Here is an 18883-nt window from a genome sequence, read left to right on the forward strand (position 1 = left end):
ACAGCCTTTCTTTAAACAAAAAATTAATTAATCGATTATTGAGAAATTACATTTGTTGCTTGAGGTCCTTTTGGTCCTTCTTCTACATCAAAGCTTACTTCTTCACCTTCGTTAACTGTTTTGAATCCTTCTTTATTGATTTTTGAGAAATGTAAGAAATAATCATTTCCATCTTCTCCTGAAATAAATCCGAATCCTTTTTTGTCGTTAAACCATTTTACTTTACCTAACAAAGTATTACCTCCTAAAATTTTACACCTCAAACAACTGTTACTGTTACAAATATATATTTTTTGTTACATGTTACTTGCTTTTGGTTATTTGATATTATTATACCACATTTTTTTTAAAAAGCATAGTTTTTTTTTCTAAAATTTTAATGATTTTTAAAAAAATATTATAAAATACTAATATAAACAAATAATTTATTACAAATAAATCTTGTAATTTTGTCCAAAACAATATAAAATATAAATAAAAATAAATATAAAAAGGAAGTGATAATTAATGAATTTAAAAAAATACATGTTATTAAGTTTATTTACGATACTAGCTATAATAAGTTGTGGAAAACCAGAAGAACCTAAAGATGAAAATGTGGATGAAATTCAAATTGACCAAACAAATTCAGCAGATACAAACAATAACAATAATAACCAGCAAGCTAAAGCGAATCCTGCTAATCCTCAAGAATCTCAGGCAACTCAGACTACTCAGACTGCTACAGAAATTCCGCAATCTGGTAATGAACAACCTCCTTCTCAAGTAAAGCCAGAAGAAGTCAAAGCTAGTAAAACTTTGCAGCATTTGGATAAATTAATGAATAAAGAAATTGCTGTAGAAGATAGAATCTTAGTATTTTCTAAAAAAGGTAACCAATATTTGGTGACTTATAAAGTTGAGAATGAAAATGGAGTAAGTACAGATGTAAAAAATCTGACTTTTAATGAAAAAACTGATAGTTTGACTGATGGTATTTATACATTTAAATTGAATAAAAATAAATTAGGTTTGTATGCAGGAAATCAATTTATATTCTCAGTTGAATAAATTAATTATCATATTTAACGAATATTAGAAAGAAGTCGTAGGCTTTTTATAAATAGGAGTAGTTCATGAAAATCACTCAAACAACTAGTAATATTTTAACTAATTAGTGTTTGAGTGTTTTATTTTTTATTTATTCAATTGTTATTTTTCGTGGAATAATTCTTTTTTTCTCAACAATTTCCCTGTCTTTTCCCAAATTTTCCAAAATTTTTACTAAATGTTGATAAAGTTCCTCATTACTATAATTTTCCCGCTCTAGATGTAATTTTAAATTAATATAGGCAATTATAACATCACGTTCAACGTTTCCATTCAAACAATTTACATAAAAATTTATATCGAAAATATCCAAATTTTCTTTTTTTGAAGCATCTTTTCCAAATAATTCTAAAATTTTAGGATGAAGTGTTCCTAGTTCATGTTTTGAAGAATACTTTGTATTTATTAATTCCAGCAAGTTAAAATCACGTCTTAAATCTATAAAATTATTATAGTCATTCCTAAGTTCAGCCCCTGTTCTTGTAATAAATCTTGTTATTTCTATTTCTCCAATTTTATTTTTATCATTTTTCTGATTTTCAAAATTATTTGTTATTACCGTTTCTTCCTGTTCGATATTTATATTATCATTATTTAAAATTTCAAGTGAAAAATCAGCATTTCTAATATAAAATTTTCGTTCTTCAAAATCTGAATATAATTTTAATTTTAACACATAACGATTTTCAATTTCTGGCATATCAAAATTATAATTATTATTCATCCAGAAAATCTTTCCTCCACATTTTACAATTCCCTTTGTTACAATTACCCGTTTATTTTCTGAATCTGTAATTAAATCAAATCCAGTAATTATCCCATCTTTATGATCCAAATACATTAAATTTGTTAGTTCAGCGGGATTATCCCTTAATAAATCAAGCGCCTCCTTACTTATTGTTTGTCCATGCCCAAATATTGGATATTTATTTTCAATCATTTTTTCCCCACCTTTTGTCTAATTTAGAATCAGACTTTAAAAATCACAATCATTTTTTATTTAGAAATTGATTTTATCAATTTTGATATTATACTCGAACCCATTTAAAATTGAACTGCTAAAAATTATAAATTTAGGGTTGAGTAAAATAGTCATAGCTTTTGAGTTCGACTTTAAAGCAGTTTTACTATAAAATAATTTTGAATATAATTTTAAATCTGATTCCAAATTTTTTCGTCATTAATTTTTATTAATCTCAACTTGCAGATTTTTCAAATTCCCTGCAAACGTAATATTTAACTGGCAAATTCCATTATCTACATCAATTATATGCGACAAATCATCACCTTTTTGCATAATTCCATTTACAAATTTTGTATCTTTTAGCCAGACTGATTTCTGGCTTTCAGGATTTGTACTGAAAAACATGTTTAATTTATCTTGTTTAAAGTCTGTTGTTGTAAATCGTAAAGTTCTTTCAATATAAGTTGTTGTAAGCGTTTTATAAAGTGGTTCATAACCTCCATCTGGATTTTTAAGCAATGTTCTTGCTTTGTAAACAACAATGTTTCTTATTTTTTCACGTGCGATATTTGCATTGTCCGATGAAAATACAAATCCATAGTTAAACTGGTTTATTTTATCCTTTATTGTATTTGTAAAGCCTGATATTTCCTTAGACATCGTAGTTTTAGCATGATAAGAATTATCTCTTTCTTCAATATCAAAACGTACTCCAGGATATTGCGGAGATACTGCTGAAAATCGTTCTTTCAGATAATTAGGACATTGTGTGGCACTGATTATTCCAGCTGCAACATACGCTGCATCAACATACACTCCTTCTATCCAGAATTTTAACAAGTCTTCCTGTTCCTTTGAAAGTGAAACACCTTTTTCCTCTTCAAATTTCATTTTATAATCCAGCATTACTCCTGATTTATCTTTTGGAATTATCGTAAAATTAGGAATTACTGGTATTAAATATTCAGAATATTTCTGATTTTCCAGTCCTTGAGTTTTTTCAATATATTTATCAACGCCTGTTGTTGCAAGATTGTCAAAAGATGTTTCAGGTTTTCCTTCAAAATTAAAAAACACTTGCACTCTGTATTCTCCCAAAACTGTCATCAAATTGGTCAAGACTTCCATTGTATTTTTTTCCGCTTTGTTTTCATTTTTTGTTCCCATAAATCTTTCACGCACTTTTTTTTCTGGCTTTTTCACGTCTAAATCTACATTTGGATAAATTCCAAACCAGACTGTGTTATCAAAATCATTCTTCTCATTGGTTGTATTTAAAAATGCACGAATTTTATCTTTATTTCCAGCTTTTACTATCATTTCAGGCTTCACATTTGTAATTAAAAGTGTCGGTTTCATCATTCCCATTCTGACATCATACTGCTCGAAAAACATTTTTACACCTAGTATCTTTTCAATTAAAGGTTTTGCGATTTTTATAAAATCTTCTTGAGCTGATTTATAAAATGACAAGTAATTATTATAATTTTGAACTTCCTGTTCAGGATCAACATCTACAAAAGTTTTTGCAAGTGGTACAAAAGTTCTAACAACCAAGTCGCTTATATATTTATTTGGCTCATCTGTCACATTTTCATAATCATCTCGAAAAGCTTCAACTAGGGCTGTTGTATTTTTTTCTTCAATCATCGCAAGGCTTGTCTGATTTTCCTGTTTATATTCAATGACTTCCAGTTCTCCTTTTTCTCCAACTTGCAGCATTCCCAATTTTATTTTTTCTGATTTAAAATTATTTGAATCATTTCCAATTAAAAGTCTTGTTTTAATATCTTCTATTGCAAGTGGCAACATTCCAAGTACATTACTGTAATTCTCAGAGGCTTCTTCAAATTTTGAATTAAGTTTATCTCCAAGTTCCAATTTTTTCGGATTTTCATCATCCAGTTCTTCGTATTTCTGATAAATATATGCAATTTCTTTTCTTGTCTGCTTAATATCCTCGATAACTTTTTTTGGCGAAATTAATTCCAAAATATTTTCAAATTTAAAGTCAACATTTCTGTTTCCTTGTGATTTTCTAGCTTCAATCAATGTACTTAACATTTTGAAAAACATATTTCCATTATTTATTTTAATTTCCGTTATCAAATCTTCAGGAATCCCTTCAGGTTTTTTCAAAATATATCTGATACTTTGACTTTCTGCATCAAAATAACTGTAAACTTTCGGATCAAATTTTTCCAAAAATTCATCAAAGCTCCCAACTAAAAGATGTTGGTTAATTTCAATAATATTCTCGTCATCAAGTGAATCCAACCCCTTAGAATCATTAATAAGTGTCAAAATATCCATTTTTTCTGGATTAATTTCCTCAAATAAAATCGTTCGATTAGTCTGATTTATAACATTCTTATTCCCCATATTCCTTTTAAAATTATTCTTAATATCATATAAAAATTAACTATTACCTATCGACTTTTTACATCCATTTAAACTAATTTTATATAATATTTCAAATAACTTTATTTTCCCCCTTCTTTTGTTTTAATTTATTTTTAATTAATATAATGATACACTATAATTAAAATTTTGTCAATATCATTATTTTTAATTTACATCATATCTTTTGACTTCATTCAAATTTTTAAGCAAATATTCGTATATTTTACCATCATCATAAATATAAAATATTCCTTTATAAATTGCCATATCTGTATTTTTATAATCTGTAATTTTTATTTCTTTTAATATTTTGTTATTTTTGCCTGTTATTAATATTTTGTTATTTTTCAACAAATAAATAAATCCCAAAATACTATCAGCTTCATTTTCAAAAACTTTATTATTTTGATTTCCTTCTCTAACCAGCCACTCTTCCTCTGAAATTCCTTCCATCTTTGACAATTTATTCAAAACATTATCAACATTTGTTAAATTATATTTTTTATCAATTTCATAATTCCCAAATTCCAAGTTATATGTTAAATATCTTAATATAATTTCAATATCTTTAATATTAAAATTTTTTTCTAATATTTGATACATCAGTTTTTCTTTAGGGTGTATTTTTTCTTTATATTTTTCAATATAATTACCAAATGTTGATAATAACATATTATTTGTATATTCATTATCTGCTAATAATAATGGAATTTCTTTTTTTCTCATTTCAATTAATAACTTCATCATTTGAATAACTTTTTCTTCTTGAGTTAAATTTTTAAATTCTTGTAATTCAGAACCAATTTTATAATTTTTCATTTTTTTTTCTTTCAAACGAATATATTTCTCCAGTTCTCTATTTTTCGTATTTATTGAAGATATTTTCAAATATTCATTAATCATATCCCAATAAGAATACTCACTATTAAATTTTTCAAGATTAATGTATTTTTTTGCACTATAACTTTTATTTTCCACTTTTTGTTTCCCCTCTTTTACAAAGTTTATTTTCCCATTGTACTTTTGTATATCTTCTTTATTTTTAGCTTGACAAGCAACTAATAAAAACAATAAAATCCATATTTTATCTCTCATATCATCTCCTTTGAAATCAATTTATTTATTTTCTAAATTCATTTGATACTTTCAATTTAAATTTTCTTAATACTTCATGATTTTTAAGTTTTTTTCCTTCTACTTGAACAGTATAACTTATAATTTTTTTCATAAATTCAAAAGATTTTGATTTATCACATCTGTGTATCAAACCATCTCTATAATAATTTTTTGCAATTATTAAACACCCTATCGAACTACCTCTACTTGTGCCAGGATGAATTAATATCCATCTTTCTGGATGGATCAATTCTTTTTTCAAGCCCCTGTTATCTTTCTGATGATTAAATACTCCTATTGCCCAATAATTTCTTGGTTCACCTCTATAGTGCCATCTCAATTCATGTGTTCCTGCAATTATTCTTTTCTTTCTCAACGGTTCAACCGTATCAGGCCCTTCTCTTTCAATAATATAACCCTCATATCCTAGCACTTTTTTACCGCTTGGGTCCAGTATGCTAAATTCAGATAAAGTCGATAATTTTGTTTCTTCTATTCTTCTGACACTTATTGTATAATATCCTTGTATCCCAGTATGTGGACATGTTTTACAACTCGCAACTTCTTGAGAATTTTTAGTATTATTTTGACTTTTAGCATTACTTTCCACTTTTGTATTTTTATTAACAGATTCTACAGTACTAGATTTTGAGTTCAAAATATTCGACTGATATTTAGTTGTACCCTCATTAATCTCTATTTTAGGACTATTGTCATTTTTTTTCTGTGTAGCATTATTAGAATTTATAGCTTTTGATGAACCATGAGTTTCGTCCCATTCTCCCTGACTAAATGGACACACAGCCAAACTTCTTCCATTTTTTCTTATTCCATTTAAAATATCTTTTGTATCTGGAGGGTATTTTGTAGATGTATAAAGCATTTTTCCTATTCCAATCCAATTTGTAATATCTGATGATTTTATCTTTTGCTTCGGAACAAATTTTGTCTGCTTTACATTATCTTGTATTTTATAGTTTTCTAACTTTACTTGTTCTGTATTAGTGACATTTATATCATTATTTAATTCTGATTCGATTAATCTTTTTGCATTTTCTGTTACAGTCAAGTTTCCAGCTCGCATTAAGTAACCATAGACTATTACAGGCAGCATTTTTGCAGAATAAAAATTTTTTCTTTCGTAATCGCACAGACTTAACCCATAATTTTTTATTATCCCTTTTGTATCAAATTTAGGTCCTGATTTTTGTTTTACACTCTTGTAAGCTTCTTTGAATGCGTAAAATATTCTTTGTCTTAAATTTTTTTCCTTTTCTGAAGTAGCTTCTTGATTTGCAATTTGCACTTTTGACTTGTTTGCATTTATAAAATTTTCAGGATTTTTCTTCTTTGATTTACTTAATTTTTGCATTTCAATCATATTTTTTTCATCTTTTGCAAAATACGAACGCGTGGTATTCGTTACTCCAGTTTTATATTTCTTCCATTTGGCATATTTCTGTGCCTCTTTTTTCAGCTGTGTCTGCATAAAATTATTATTTATATCACTGCAAATATTTATTAATAGCTTATACTGACAATCAGCATCTCTTTCAGCTTCATTAACTTCCTTATTTTTGGTAACCGCAGTTCCTACATCTTTTTGTCCAGCGTCATCAATACTTATCACTCCACCATGCGTGCATTGTATAGTCGAAATATCCAGTAATGCAGGCTTATCTCTCACTTTCACATCTGTATTTTTCTCCCATGTCCCTATTAATGCAGGTTGGCAAGTCCCAATAGCGCTACATGATTTAAAAGGCTGAATGTTTGTATCATTTATATTTGCCTGCTTTGCTCCTTTAAGCATTACTCTATCCTCATTTATTATTAATCTGCTGATGTCTTTCCCAAGTGTACACTTTAACATGCAATTAGTATTTACAAATAACTCTCCAGTAGGATTTATAACATTCTCCAAATCATAAAATGATTTATAAAAAGAATACAAGTCCATAGAATCAATATTTGCAGCATAATCTCTCAATTCTTTGCTATCCTTAAATAATGCTAAAATAAGACCCTTGTCTTTTTCAAAGTCAGAGTCATCTCTGTAATTTTCATAGACCTCATCTATCAAATCACTTATTTTCCTGATATTTCTTACCTTTATAGCTGATTTTGAAGTTATCCAGTCATTTAAAACGGTCGTTACTCTTATATCCTTCCCAATCTTTTCAAGCCTGTCAAACAGTCCCATTTCATTTTTTGAAGGCAAATCTATTCCCTTGTGTTTTTTTATATACCATAACAAGTAATTTCTCACTATATTACTATCTCTGTATTTATGGTTATCAAAATATTTAATTTCATTTTCTTCCTTAAATCCAGCCTGCACCTTCAAAAATTCAATTATTATATTGTCAATTAGCCTTCTTGACAAAGGAAACTGTCTAACCCCATTTTCATCCATCAAATAAGTTTTTTCATATTCCAACTCATTTTCACCAAGTTCCCTTATCAAATTTTCACATCTTGTCTTTTGCAATTCTGACGGCTGTTTTTTACTAACTTTTATAATAATTTCGTCAATATCCTTTATTCCTTGCATGTATTTATCATATTTTTCAGGTAATTGATTTTTTTCAATCTTAACTTCCTCATCTTTTACATGTATCTGAATCACACCCTGTATTTTATCCACATAATCATTTTGCTTCTTAAATTTATTTACAGGCTTTTTATCAGGAAATTTCACATATTTTGCTGAATATTGACTAAGTACATATTCTAGTGACTCTACACTAGTTTTATTTGAAATAGGATATGAATAAATATAATAAACTATATCCTGTATCCGCAAAACTTCATTATTTTCTTCTCTTCCCCTCAAAACATCAAATCCATGCTGCTTTATCACATTCCCAATGTTTTCGTTGTCCCTTGTTGCCTCATCATACATTTTCAAAATAACATTTATATCTTCCTTATTCTCTTCCAGCACTTTTTTGCCAGTCTTAGTTTCCAAATATTTTACATAATCCTGATTATAAAGATTTTCATCTTGAAACTTAGCTTGCAGTCTCTTCAAAATAGCTTCTTCAGGATTTACAAAGGCTAGTTCAGGAGCTTTTCCATTTTCAGCTCTATCCCTTTTATACTCTTCACTATCCCAGACTTCTTCAAATTTTTGTCCATTAAACGTAAACACACCTGCTTTATTATTTTCAGTACTTTCTGTTGAATTTGAATTTTGTGTTTGTATTGATTTTTGTTGAGAATTATTTGAAACATTAGTTTTAGGTTTTTGCTGAACCACAGCCTGCTTATTTATATTTTTATTATCAGTTTGAGTATGATTCTTCTCTACAACTTTAGTCCCAATTTCACAATTATCTTTAAATCCAATAATTACTGATAAATCGTGTCCTGCTAAATTTTCAGCATAAAGTAAGGAAGGCATTGCATTCCCATCTACTGGTATTCCCCAGACACCTTTAAAATTATTCTCCAAAGCATTAGACATTGCACCTTGTCCACATAAATGTGAGGCGGCAAGCATTCCAGATGATGTAAGTAAAAAACTTTTCCCTCTTAAGTCTTCTGCTTTATATCTCTGATTTCTTTTTTTCATTATTATTGTTTTTACTCTTGCTTCAGAAGCTGTTACTTTTCCAGGTGCTTTGTAAACTGCATTTTTAGGAACTGCTATATTTTTACAAATTTTATCCTTATGTTTTTTCAAAGTCGCCCATCTCATTTTAACAGAACGCATTATTACCTCATCTTGAGCTGCTGGAGTGTTTAAAAAACTTTGTTTTCCTGTTAATTTCCATTTTGTGGCACCTTCACCTATAAATCTCGCATTTGCCCAAGTCGAGCCTTTTGGAAGCCACCCCATGTCCATCAAAATATCTGTTCCTATTTGATATTTTCCAATATAATATTTTTGATCTGCTAAATTATATTTTCCTCCACTTTCCAGCTTAGCCAATTTTTCAAAAAATTCAACCGCACTATCCCCAATATCTACCCCATTAAATTTCCTATTTACCACAATTAATTTCCCCCTTTTAATTTTATGATTTTCCTAAAATTAACTTTATCAACTCAAATAAAACTATCACATCCTCTCTTTTATCTTAAAACTTCTTATTTATAATTAATTTTTATCATAAATTATTTTAACTGGCTCTTATGTATGTATCCTTTCATATAATATCCCCCATCTTTATTATAAAAATACACATATTTCCAGCCTTCTTCATTTGAAATTTCCTCAACGGCAACATTATTCCTTAATTTATGAATTATAGAACTGTCTGAGCCATAACTTTCTCTTACATTAACAATATTTTCCCTTGAAGTCGTTATAAAAACTTTACCAGTCCTTTTAGGAGCTATTTCTCCAAAATCTCTATATTCCTCTCTCCACATTTTCCCGCTTTTCATATCCGTTATTGCATAATTTGTGGCACCACTTGCCGCAACTGTTGATAAAAACAGATTATCTCCATCAATACTTTCCAGTTGATAACCTAAATCTACTGTATCACTTGCAATTATTTTTCCATTTTTTGTAAAAATTGTCTGCCTGTTTGATTGTCCAGCATAAGCGTACGGATAAATAAGTGTGTATATTGAATAAGTTTTATTTGTAAAAAACATTACACTTTCGACTTTATCATTTGCTTCTGTAGAATTTTTATTATATTCTTCAACTGTTTTATAAATTTCTTTTGGAAGTTTATCCAGTGCAATTTCCTTTGTAGAAAGTTCCTTTACAATTTTTACTGTTTCAAAGCCATTTATTTTATTTTCAAATTCTGAAAAGTTTGAGTATTTTATCGTATTTTCCCTTTTTTGAGCAAGTTCTGGATATTTTTGTTCAATAAATATTTTTTCAGGAATCATAAAATTATGATAATTTTCATATACATAATCCACAATTTCCTTTGGAATTTCACGTAATTCCAACCTTTTTAAGTTTTTTAATCGAGAAATTTCCTCAACTCCATTTTTCAATGGATTAAAACTTACATCCAAATGTTCCAGCTTTGTTAATTTTTCAATTCCTCTAATATCATTTATTTTGTTATTATGTATCCATAGTTCCTTTAAATTTGTCAAATTTAATAACGGTTTTATATTCTCTATCTGATTAAAATTTATTTTTAGAACTTCTAATTTTTTCAAATTTTCCAATGGTGTCATATCTTTTATTTTATTCCATCTTAAATCCAGTTCTTTCACATTTTTATAGTTAGATATACAATTTATTTCTGTCAAATTTGAGTTTTTCAATTCAATTTTTTCAGAATTAACATCAAATTTACTTAATTTTTTACAACTTTCATTTTTTTGAAAATTTATTTCACTATTTTTCTTTAATCCTTGACTTCTACTATTATTACAAACCATAAGTAATAATAAAACAAATATTCCAAATATTTTTTTCATTTTTTACCTCCTATTATAATTAGATTTTATTTAAAAATTTTATTATTATTAATTTTATTTTAATTTATATAATAATACCTTATGTTTTAAATTTTGTCAATAAAAAAATAAATTTTTACAAAATTATTCACAAGATCCGAAGATAATAGAAGCAATATTTTTATCTTTAAGTAAAAGTAAAAAAACTCCGAAGACTACTTTAAAGTCAATTAATTTTTTGGAAGTATTCATAACTTTAAGCTCTATATTTTTTATGGTATACTAGTAATGGTAAAACAATAGTTCATTTTTAGGAGGTATCATAATGAAAAAGTTTAAATTAATAGTGATCTCATCACTTTTAATAGCAACAGGAATTACAACTTTTGCAGAAAGAGCGAATAATAAAAAAATTGAAAAAAAATCAGGTGTATTTACAGAAGCAACAAAGGAAAAATGTATGAGTTTAAAAAACAGTAAAATTTATCAGACTGAGATTACAAGTACAGAATGGAAAGAGGAAGGACCTTTGGAAGAAGATGAAAATGCCAGATTTAGTGGTTCCAGTACAGCTAAGGCTTCGGCTCCCGCACATTGTGTAGTTAGAGGGGAAATTGAAAAGAGAAAAGGTGCAGATGGGAAAGATTACTCGATTGGTTTTGAATTAAGACTGCCTTCGAAATGGAATAATAAATTTCTGTTTCAAGGCGGAGGCGGATTGAATGGAACTGTTTCACCAGCAGTTGGAAAAGCTCGTCCATCAGGGTCAACAGCAACACCTGCCCTGACTCGTGGATATGTAGTTGTAAGTACTGATAGTGGACATTCAGGCTCAAGAGATACAAGCTTTGCAAAAGATCAGCAGGCAGTTTTAAATTATGCATTTCAGTCTACTGGGAAAGTTACAAATGTTGCAAAGCAATTAATAAAAATAATGTATAGTAATCAACCAAAACATAGTTATTTTATGGGATGTTCAAATGGTGGTCGTGAAGCAATGCAGGCTGCAATGTACTATCCAAATGAATTTGATGGAATTGTAGCCGGAAATCCTGGATTTAGATTATCAAAAGCTGCGATTGGTGAAGCATGGGATAATAATCAATTTCTAAAATATGCGCCTACTGATGCAAATGGCAATAAGATAGTCGCAGATGCCTTGACACAGGAAGATCTGAATGCAGTTGTTCAAGGTGTTGTTGATAGATGTGATGCTAAAGATGGATTGAAAGATGGAATTATAAACAGCTGGGAAAAGTGTGACTTTAAACCGGAAATGATTGAGAAAAAAATTGGCAAGAAAAAAGTTGATTTGCTAAATGCAATATTTAATGGAGCAAAGAACAGCAAAGGAGAAAATGTTTATGCATCATGGCCTTATGATGCGGGAATAAGTACAAGAGGTTGGCGTATGTGGAAACACGGTACCTCAAAAACGGGAACACCAAATTCAATGAATTTCATGATGGGAGCATCCAGTTTGAGTGATTATTATATGAAACCTGCAAAACCTGGAATGAAGTCAACAGAATTTGACTTTGATAAGGATGTTGCAAAAACCAATGAAATTGGTGGATTAAATGATGCTGATAAAACGGATTTGTCAACATTTAAAGCTCGTGGCGGGAAAATGATTATTTATGAAGGTGTGTCAGATCCTGTGTTTTCTGCTCATGATATTAGAGACTGGTATAAAAAATTAGTGGAAAATATGGGAAATGTTGACAGTTTCACACGTTTATTCATGGTTCCAGGAATGAATCATTGCGGTGGAGGCCCTGCGATGGAAAATTTTGATGCTTTGACAGCTCTTGAAAAATGGACAGAAGACGGTGTTGCCCCAGATTATATCATTGGAAAAGCTGGAAAAGAATATCCAGATCAAAATAAGGAACAGCCACTTTGTCCATATCCGAAGGTAGCGACTTATATTGGCGGAGATAAGAATAAGGCTAGTAGTTTTGAGTGTAAATAAAACTAAACTTTTAAAAATGAGGTGTATAAATGAGTAAAATAAAATATTCATCACAATGGCAAGTTGAAAAATTAGAACATGAATATTTCAAAGAGATGAAAGAAGACCATCAACAACAGTTAGCATTGTCTCAAGAAAATCAATTTAATGATTACCAATATGACTACTATTCAGCAAAAGATGAAAATTATTATGATAAACTAAAAAAAATCCAAAGAAAAATTGCTAAAATTAATCATGATAATTATAAAGAATTTGATAATTTTTCTAAAAGTGAAGATATATTTTTGAAATATTGGGAAAATATTAAAAAGAATTATAGGATTATTTATGAAATAGAAAAAGAACTGATTAAAATGGAAGAAGAAATACATCCATCACTGTATATGCCAGCTATAATAGATGATAATAAAGGAGAATTTCAAAAGTTTATAGATAATTTAAAAAAAGAAATTGATGAAAAATTATTACTAATTTGGGAATATGAAAAACCATTATTTCGATATCGATTTGATATTTTACTAACAGATTTTGAAAGAAAAGAAAAAGAAATAAAAACACTAATAGAAACTCATGAAAAAACAATAAATAAACAACTAAAAGAAACAAAAGATATAGAAGAAAAATACAGAGAGTTAATTAATGAACAAAAAAAATATGATAAAAAAATATTAGAAATAATGGGAATATTTTTAAGTATATTTTCAGTAATAGGATTAGGTGTTTCTAGTTTATCAAAATTAAAGAGTAATTATTTTTCTACATGGAGTATGATTTGTGGAACAATTTTAATAACTATTTCAGGATTATTTTATTTAATAAACTTTAATGAGAAAGTTGAAAAGAAAACTTTAAAAATTCTAATACCTGGCATAATTGGGTTAATACTAATAATTATCGGTGTTGTGTGCAGAAAATTTCTTGAGATTTAAATTTAATAAAAATGATGTTTTGAATTAATTTTCTCTACATCATTTTTATTTTTTCAAATTATTTGTTTTTTATTTTATACACTTTCTTTTTATCTCTTATCTTATATCCGTCATCATTTTTATTATAGTGTTTATTAAGTGTTTTTACATCTGCTTCCTTAAAAATTTTACCTTTGTAATAAGCATTATTCTTATCTTTTGTATAATCTTCATCAAGAATTTGAAAAGTATCAATATCGACATTTTTACTTTCTAATAGGACAAATTTTGTATTATCATTTTCATCTTCAGTAAAATAGTACAAATCTTTATTTTGTTTTACTAAAGAATAGTCTATTACTTCAAAGTTTTTTGGTTTAAAATTTTCCATTTTTTTATTTTTATAATAAACATTGTCTTTATCCTTGAAAAAATCATTTTTCAAAACTTCAAGACTATTTACATCTACACCACTTACTTTATGTGTTCCATAATAAACTCCTGTTTTATCTTTCCCAATGGAATATCCTTCAGGCTCAAAAGTTTTTACATCTGCATCTTCTATTTTTTTAAAATTATAATAAACATTATTTTTATCTTTTGAATATTCAGAATAATTTTCAATAGGTTGTAAAGTTTTCAAATCAATTTCTGGAGAAATTTCAACTTTTTCAACAACAACGTTATTGCCCTTTTGATAAAAGTGGTGTATTCCATTTTTATCTTTCACATGTGTATAATTGACAAATGGCTCAAAAGTTTTTGAATCAATTCCCTTCATCAATACTCCTTCGTAGTAAACTCCATTTTTATCTTTGTAAAAATTTCCACTCAAATCTTCAAACGTCACGGGATCCAAGCCTTTTATCCGCTTTCCTCTGTCATAAACGGCATTTTTATCTCTTCCTAACGCATAACCATCTATTACTTCAAAAGTTTTTGCATCTGCCCCTTTAACTTTTTTTACATCGCCATCATAATTATCATAATAATAAACATTATTTTTATCTCGATAATACTCTTTCGATACTTCTTCAAAAGTATTTAAATCAGCATTTTGGATTTTTTTCACTTCTTCTCTTCCAAGATAATAAACCCCTTTGTCATCTTTGATAATAAGTTTATTTGAGCCAACAACTTTAAAAGTTTTAGGATTTACACCTGTTATTTTTTTATTTAAAAAGTATAAGTTATTTTTATCTTTCCCGTATATAGAATCTATTTTAAAACTGCCGCTATCTGCACTCTCTAATTTTTTTATTTCAATATCGATATTATAGTTATCATTTCCCGCATCCTCTGCATTTTCGACATCAATATCTGAAATTTTCTGTTCACTTTCTTTATAATTAATAAAATAAACGTTATTTTTATCTTTTAAGTACAAAAGCATCGTCATGTTTTCTCCGTCCACGACTTCTAGAGTATTCATATCTATTCTAGCAGGTTTTATTGACTTTATCGTAATTTCTCCATTTTCATATTTATCAAAAGTATAAATACCATTTTTATTAATTAATACAGCTGGTACGTAAAACTGAACAATAACCTTACTTTTTTCTGGACTAAAGCCTTTAATTTTTATAATCTCATTATTTGCAATATAAAAAACATTATCTTTATCTTTTGCAATAAAAGAATTTTCTATTTGAAAAGAGTCCGCATCTACATTTTCTAACTTTTTATTTTTGTAATAAATATTATTTTTATCACTTGCAAAATCATCATTTTCCTCAAAAATTTTAAAAGTCCTGAAATCTACATTTTTTACAATTTCCTTTCTTTCAGGTTCTGTAGCTTCATCAGTAAAATAAATTTTATTTTTTTCTTTAATATAGCCCGCATTTATAATGTTTCCTGATAAAATAAGCAATGTTAAAATTTTTAACAAATTTTTCCTAATTTTCATATCGACTCCTTTTTAAATATCTAATTCTTATACTAAAACCTCGTTTAAAATACAGTAATTTTTTGTTATACATATTATCTTTTTTTCTTTTCAATTTCTGGTTTTATTATATCATTTTTTTGAAATTTACCCTATTAAATTTCTATATTTCTAATGATTTTTATTGTATAGTAAAACTGCCTCAAAAGCGAACTCAAAAGCTATGACTATTTTACTCAAACTCTAAATTTATATAATTTTTAATAGTTTTATTTTAAATGGATTCGAGTATATATTGTAATAAAATCAAGTTTTTGAAAATAAACTTACTTTTTTAACAAAAAAATGCACCTCTAATCTTGTTTGTATCCAAAATTTTTGGTGCTGTTTAATAACATTATTTTTTAACAATATATTTTAAATTTGTTTAACTAATTTCACAATTTTTTAGCATATTTCAACGCTTTTATTCTTATTCCTTCAAACTATCCGTTTCTATAAACACCAGATATAAAGCTTACTCTATGAATAAACTACATCGAACTTTCCCATTCACCTTTCACAGTAACACCTGTACTAATAGCTACTCTATCCATAAGTTCAACATCTTCATCACTTAATTCAACACTTGCAGCTCTTTTGGCATCATCAACTTGATTAGGTTTTGTAACTCCAATTATTGGAATTGTTCCTTTTGATATTGCCCAAGCAGTTGCAATTTCAGGAATTGTTGCAGAATATTTTCCACCTAAAATTTTCATTTCATAAAATAATGGCTCTAATTTTGCCAAAGTTTCAGGCGGGAATGCTTCACCCCTTCTTGTTCCAGCTGGCAATGGATTTTCTTTTGTATATTTTCCAGATAAAGCACCTTGTTCAAGTACCATATACGAAAATACTGCAATATTGTTTTCCTTGCAATAATCTAAAATTCCAGTTGTTTCAATTGTTTTGTAAAGTAAGCTGAAATGATTTTGAATAGCATGCAACTGAAATCCAGCTTCTTTTAAAAGATTATTCACATATTTTATTTGTTCTAAATTGTGATTAGAAACTCCTACTTTTTTCACTTTTCCTGATTTTAGCACATCAACCAATTTAGGTGCCCACTCCTCCATATCTTTTGTATTATGTATCCAATAAATATCAATGACTTTCTTATTCAATCTTTCTAAACTTTCATCAAGAAATTCAAAAATCGCATTATCTCCTCTTCCTTCAGCAAGTTCAGGTGTAAATTTTGTAGAAATTATCGCATCTCTTCTATCTTTTACAAATTCTCCCAAAATAGTTTCAGATTGACCACTCGCATAAACAGTTGCAGTATCCCACAATTTTAGTCCCAAATCCATTGCTCTATCAAAAACAGGTTTCAATTCATCTTTTCCTAATTTATTTCCAAAAATCGAATCTCCTCCAGCGATTCCTCCAAATCCCCAAGACCAAGTTCCTAGTGCTACTTTAGGTATTTCTATTTCTTGTATTTTTGTTTTTTTCATTTGAAATCATCTCCGTTTTTTTACATAATTTGTTATTTTACCAAAGTTCAAAATTTAATATTTTTTATTTTGCATAATTTAAATTACCCTTATTTAACAATTTTACACCTTCAATATTTATAAATTCTTTATTTTCAATTATATTTTCCGTTTGCTCAATATATTTTTTAAAATGAGCTGTTTTCCTATGTTTTTGATACGCTTTTTCATTTTCATAAATTTCAAAAAAGTACCATTTATTCGGATTTCCTGTTGCCGTTGCAGCATAAATCACATAAACACCTTCTTCTTTTTTTATCGACTGCTTCATTTCATCAAGTACAATTTCCCTGAAAGCATCATTAAATCCTTCTTTTACATCAACTGTAACATAATTTACACGAGTATTTCTTGTTTGCACAAACTTTTTATCTCCCATATACTCTGGCATTACTTGAATTTTCTTTTTATGATTAGTCAAGATTGTTGGTGATTGTCTTAAAAATTCTTTATATTGTTCTGACTTGATATGTTTCTGGTAACTTTTCTCGTCTTCATAAACCTCAAACATATAAGTCATATTGGGATTTTCTTTTTCCTGAACCAAATACATCCCAAGTGTCCCTTCATCATTTAAAACTGACTTTGTAATATTATTTTTACCAACTGCCACATATGCATTTTTTTCGATTTCTTTGACACCAAGCTCAAAAATATTAAAAATTAGTAGCATTTCTTTTCTCCTCAATAAATTTGATAAATTTTTCTGTTGCTACTGAATATTTCAAACACGGCTTCCAAGCCAAAATTGTCTTAGAAATTGCTGCTTTATAAAATGGAATAAATTTCAAATCTTCAAAATTATTCTCTAATTTTAAGCAAACTGCCATTCCCATTCCATTTTTTACCATCATCGCAGCATTATAAACCAGTGTGAAAGTAGCGCCAACATTTAATTTCTCCGTAGGAATTCCCATCCAATTTGCAAATTCATTTTGAATTAATTTATTTTTAGAAATAATTACTGATTCTTTTTTGATTTCTTCTGGATAAATAAATTTATTTGAAGCCAATTTATGGTTTTTTCTAACCAAAAGTCCCCATTCTTCAATCTGTTTCAATCTTATAAATTTATACTTTTCCTTATTTATATAGTCAAACACAAGTCCCATATCTAAAAAACCGTGTTCAATTCTATAAATAATATCTTCGGCCGTCCCACTATAAATGTCAAATTTAACATTTGGATACTTTTCCTGAAATTCCGAGAGTAATTTTGAAAGTTCATTCATTCCCAAAAATTCGCCACATCCAATAGATATTTCTCCAGCAACAATTTCATTGTCATAAGACAGCTCTTTTTTCGTTTTTTCCGTTAAATAAAGTATTTCCCTCGCCCTTCGCTGTAAAAACTTCCCATCTTCAGTCAATAAAATTTTATGATTACTTCTCGTAAAAAGTTTAACTCCCAGCTCTTCCTCGAGCTGTGCCAATTGTCGTGATAATGTCGGTTGTGTGATATAAAGTGATTTTGCCGCTTTTGTTATATTCTCCTCTTTTGCAACCATCAAAAAATATTTTAAAATTCTTAATTCCATAAATCCTCATTCATTTTTTATTTTATTTATAATGAAATCCTCTCAACATTAAGTTAATACCGAATCAAATTAATATTAG

The 18883-nt window shown here is 27.9% G+C and carries 13 protein-coding genes; 3 read left to right on the plus strand and 10 right to left on the minus strand.

The window, feature by feature from the left end:
* Positions 1 to 35: 35 nt before the first annotated feature.
* Entirely contained in the window at positions 36 to 233 is a 198-nt protein-coding gene (locus LEBU_RS08065; protein WP_015769847.1) for a cold-shock protein, read from the minus strand.
* A 274-nt stretch (positions 234 to 507) separates the two neighbouring features.
* On the opposite strand from LEBU_RS08065, the gene LEBU_RS08070 reads away from it, so the two are divergent.
* Positions 508 to 1050 (plus strand): hypothetical protein, encoded by a 543-nt coding sequence (locus tag LEBU_RS08070; protein WP_015769848.1) that lies wholly within the window; start codon positions 508 to 510, stop codon positions 1048 to 1050.
* Positions 1051 to 1180: 130 nt separating this feature from the next.
* Here LEBU_RS08070 and LEBU_RS08075 read toward each other — a convergent pair whose 3' ends face one another.
* The 5 genes from LEBU_RS08075 to LEBU_RS08095 all read right to left on the minus strand — a co-directional run bounded on the left by LEBU_RS08075 (position 1181) and on the right by LEBU_RS08095 (position 10975).
* Positions 1181 to 2029 carry a hypothetical protein gene (locus LEBU_RS08075; RefSeq protein ID WP_015769849.1) on the minus strand — a complete coding sequence of 283 codons (849 nt, stop codon included), beginning with the start codon at positions 2027 to 2029 and terminating at the stop codon, positions 1181 to 1183.
* A gap of 240 nt (positions 2030 to 2269) precedes the next feature.
* Positions 2270 to 4435, minus strand: coding sequence for a hypothetical protein (locus LEBU_RS08080; protein WP_015769850.1), 2166 nt, complete (start codon positions 4433 to 4435; stop codon positions 2270 to 2272).
* A gap of 186 nt (positions 4436 to 4621) precedes the next feature.
* A complete protein-coding gene (locus tag LEBU_RS08085) occupies positions 4622 to 5551 on the minus strand; it encodes a hypothetical protein (protein ID WP_015769851.1) in 930 nt (309 codons plus the stop codon).
* A gap of 25 nt (positions 5552 to 5576) precedes the next feature.
* The gene (locus LEBU_RS08090) at positions 5577 to 9572 is read right to left on the minus strand and encodes a PAAR-like protein (RefSeq protein WP_015769852.1); all 3996 of its coding nucleotides are present in this window, start codon (positions 9570 to 9572) and stop codon (positions 5577 to 5579) included.
* Positions 9573 to 9694: 122 nt separating this feature from the next.
* Positions 9695 to 10975, minus strand: a complete 1281-nt coding sequence (locus LEBU_RS08095; RefSeq protein ID WP_015769853.1) for a leucine-rich repeat domain-containing protein — start codon at positions 10973 to 10975, stop codon at positions 9695 to 9697.
* Between the two features lie 304 nt (positions 10976 to 11279).
* Between LEBU_RS08095 and LEBU_RS08100 the strand changes: the two genes are divergently transcribed.
* Together LEBU_RS08100 and LEBU_RS08105 are read left to right on the plus strand one after the other, a co-directional pair.
* Positions 11280 to 12929 (plus strand): tannase/feruloyl esterase family alpha/beta hydrolase, encoded by a 1650-nt coding sequence (locus LEBU_RS08100; RefSeq protein ID WP_015769854.1) that lies wholly within the window; start codon positions 11280 to 11282, stop codon positions 12927 to 12929.
* Between the two features lie 29 nt (positions 12930 to 12958).
* The gene (locus tag LEBU_RS08105) at positions 12959 to 13861 is read left to right on the plus strand and encodes a DUF3784 domain-containing protein (protein WP_015769855.1); all 903 of its coding nucleotides are present in this window, start codon (positions 12959 to 12961) and stop codon (positions 13859 to 13861) included.
* Between the two features lie 58 nt (positions 13862 to 13919).
* On the opposite strand, the gene LEBU_RS08110 is transcribed toward LEBU_RS08105, so the two are convergent.
* From LEBU_RS08110 to LEBU_RS08125, 4 genes are all read right to left on the minus strand, one after another.
* On the minus strand, positions 13920 to 15749 hold the full coding sequence (locus tag LEBU_RS08110; RefSeq protein ID WP_015769856.1) for a DKNYY domain-containing protein: 1830 nt from the start codon (positions 15747 to 15749) through the stop codon (positions 13920 to 13922).
* A 512-nt stretch (positions 15750 to 16261) separates the two neighbouring features.
* Positions 16262 to 17227: an aldo/keto reductase gene (locus tag LEBU_RS08115; protein ID WP_015769857.1), complete on the minus strand. Its 966-nt coding sequence runs from the start codon at positions 17225 to 17227 to the stop codon at positions 16262 to 16264.
* A gap of 64 nt (positions 17228 to 17291) precedes the next feature.
* Positions 17292 to 17939 carry a putative quinol monooxygenase gene (locus LEBU_RS08120; protein WP_015769858.1) on the minus strand — a complete coding sequence of 216 codons (648 nt, stop codon included), beginning with the start codon at positions 17937 to 17939 and terminating at the stop codon, positions 17292 to 17294.
* Positions 17923 to 18804, minus strand: coding sequence for a LysR family transcriptional regulator (locus LEBU_RS08125; RefSeq protein WP_015769859.1), 882 nt, complete (start codon positions 18802 to 18804; stop codon positions 17923 to 17925). The genes LEBU_RS08120 and LEBU_RS08125 overlap by 17 nt, the downstream gene beginning before the upstream one ends.
* Between the last annotated feature and the right edge of the window lie 79 nt (positions 18805 to 18883).

The organism is Leptotrichia buccalis C-1013-b (assembly GCF_000023905.1).
GTDB lineage: Bacteria > Fusobacteriota > Fusobacteriia > Fusobacteriales > Leptotrichiaceae > Leptotrichia > Leptotrichia buccalis.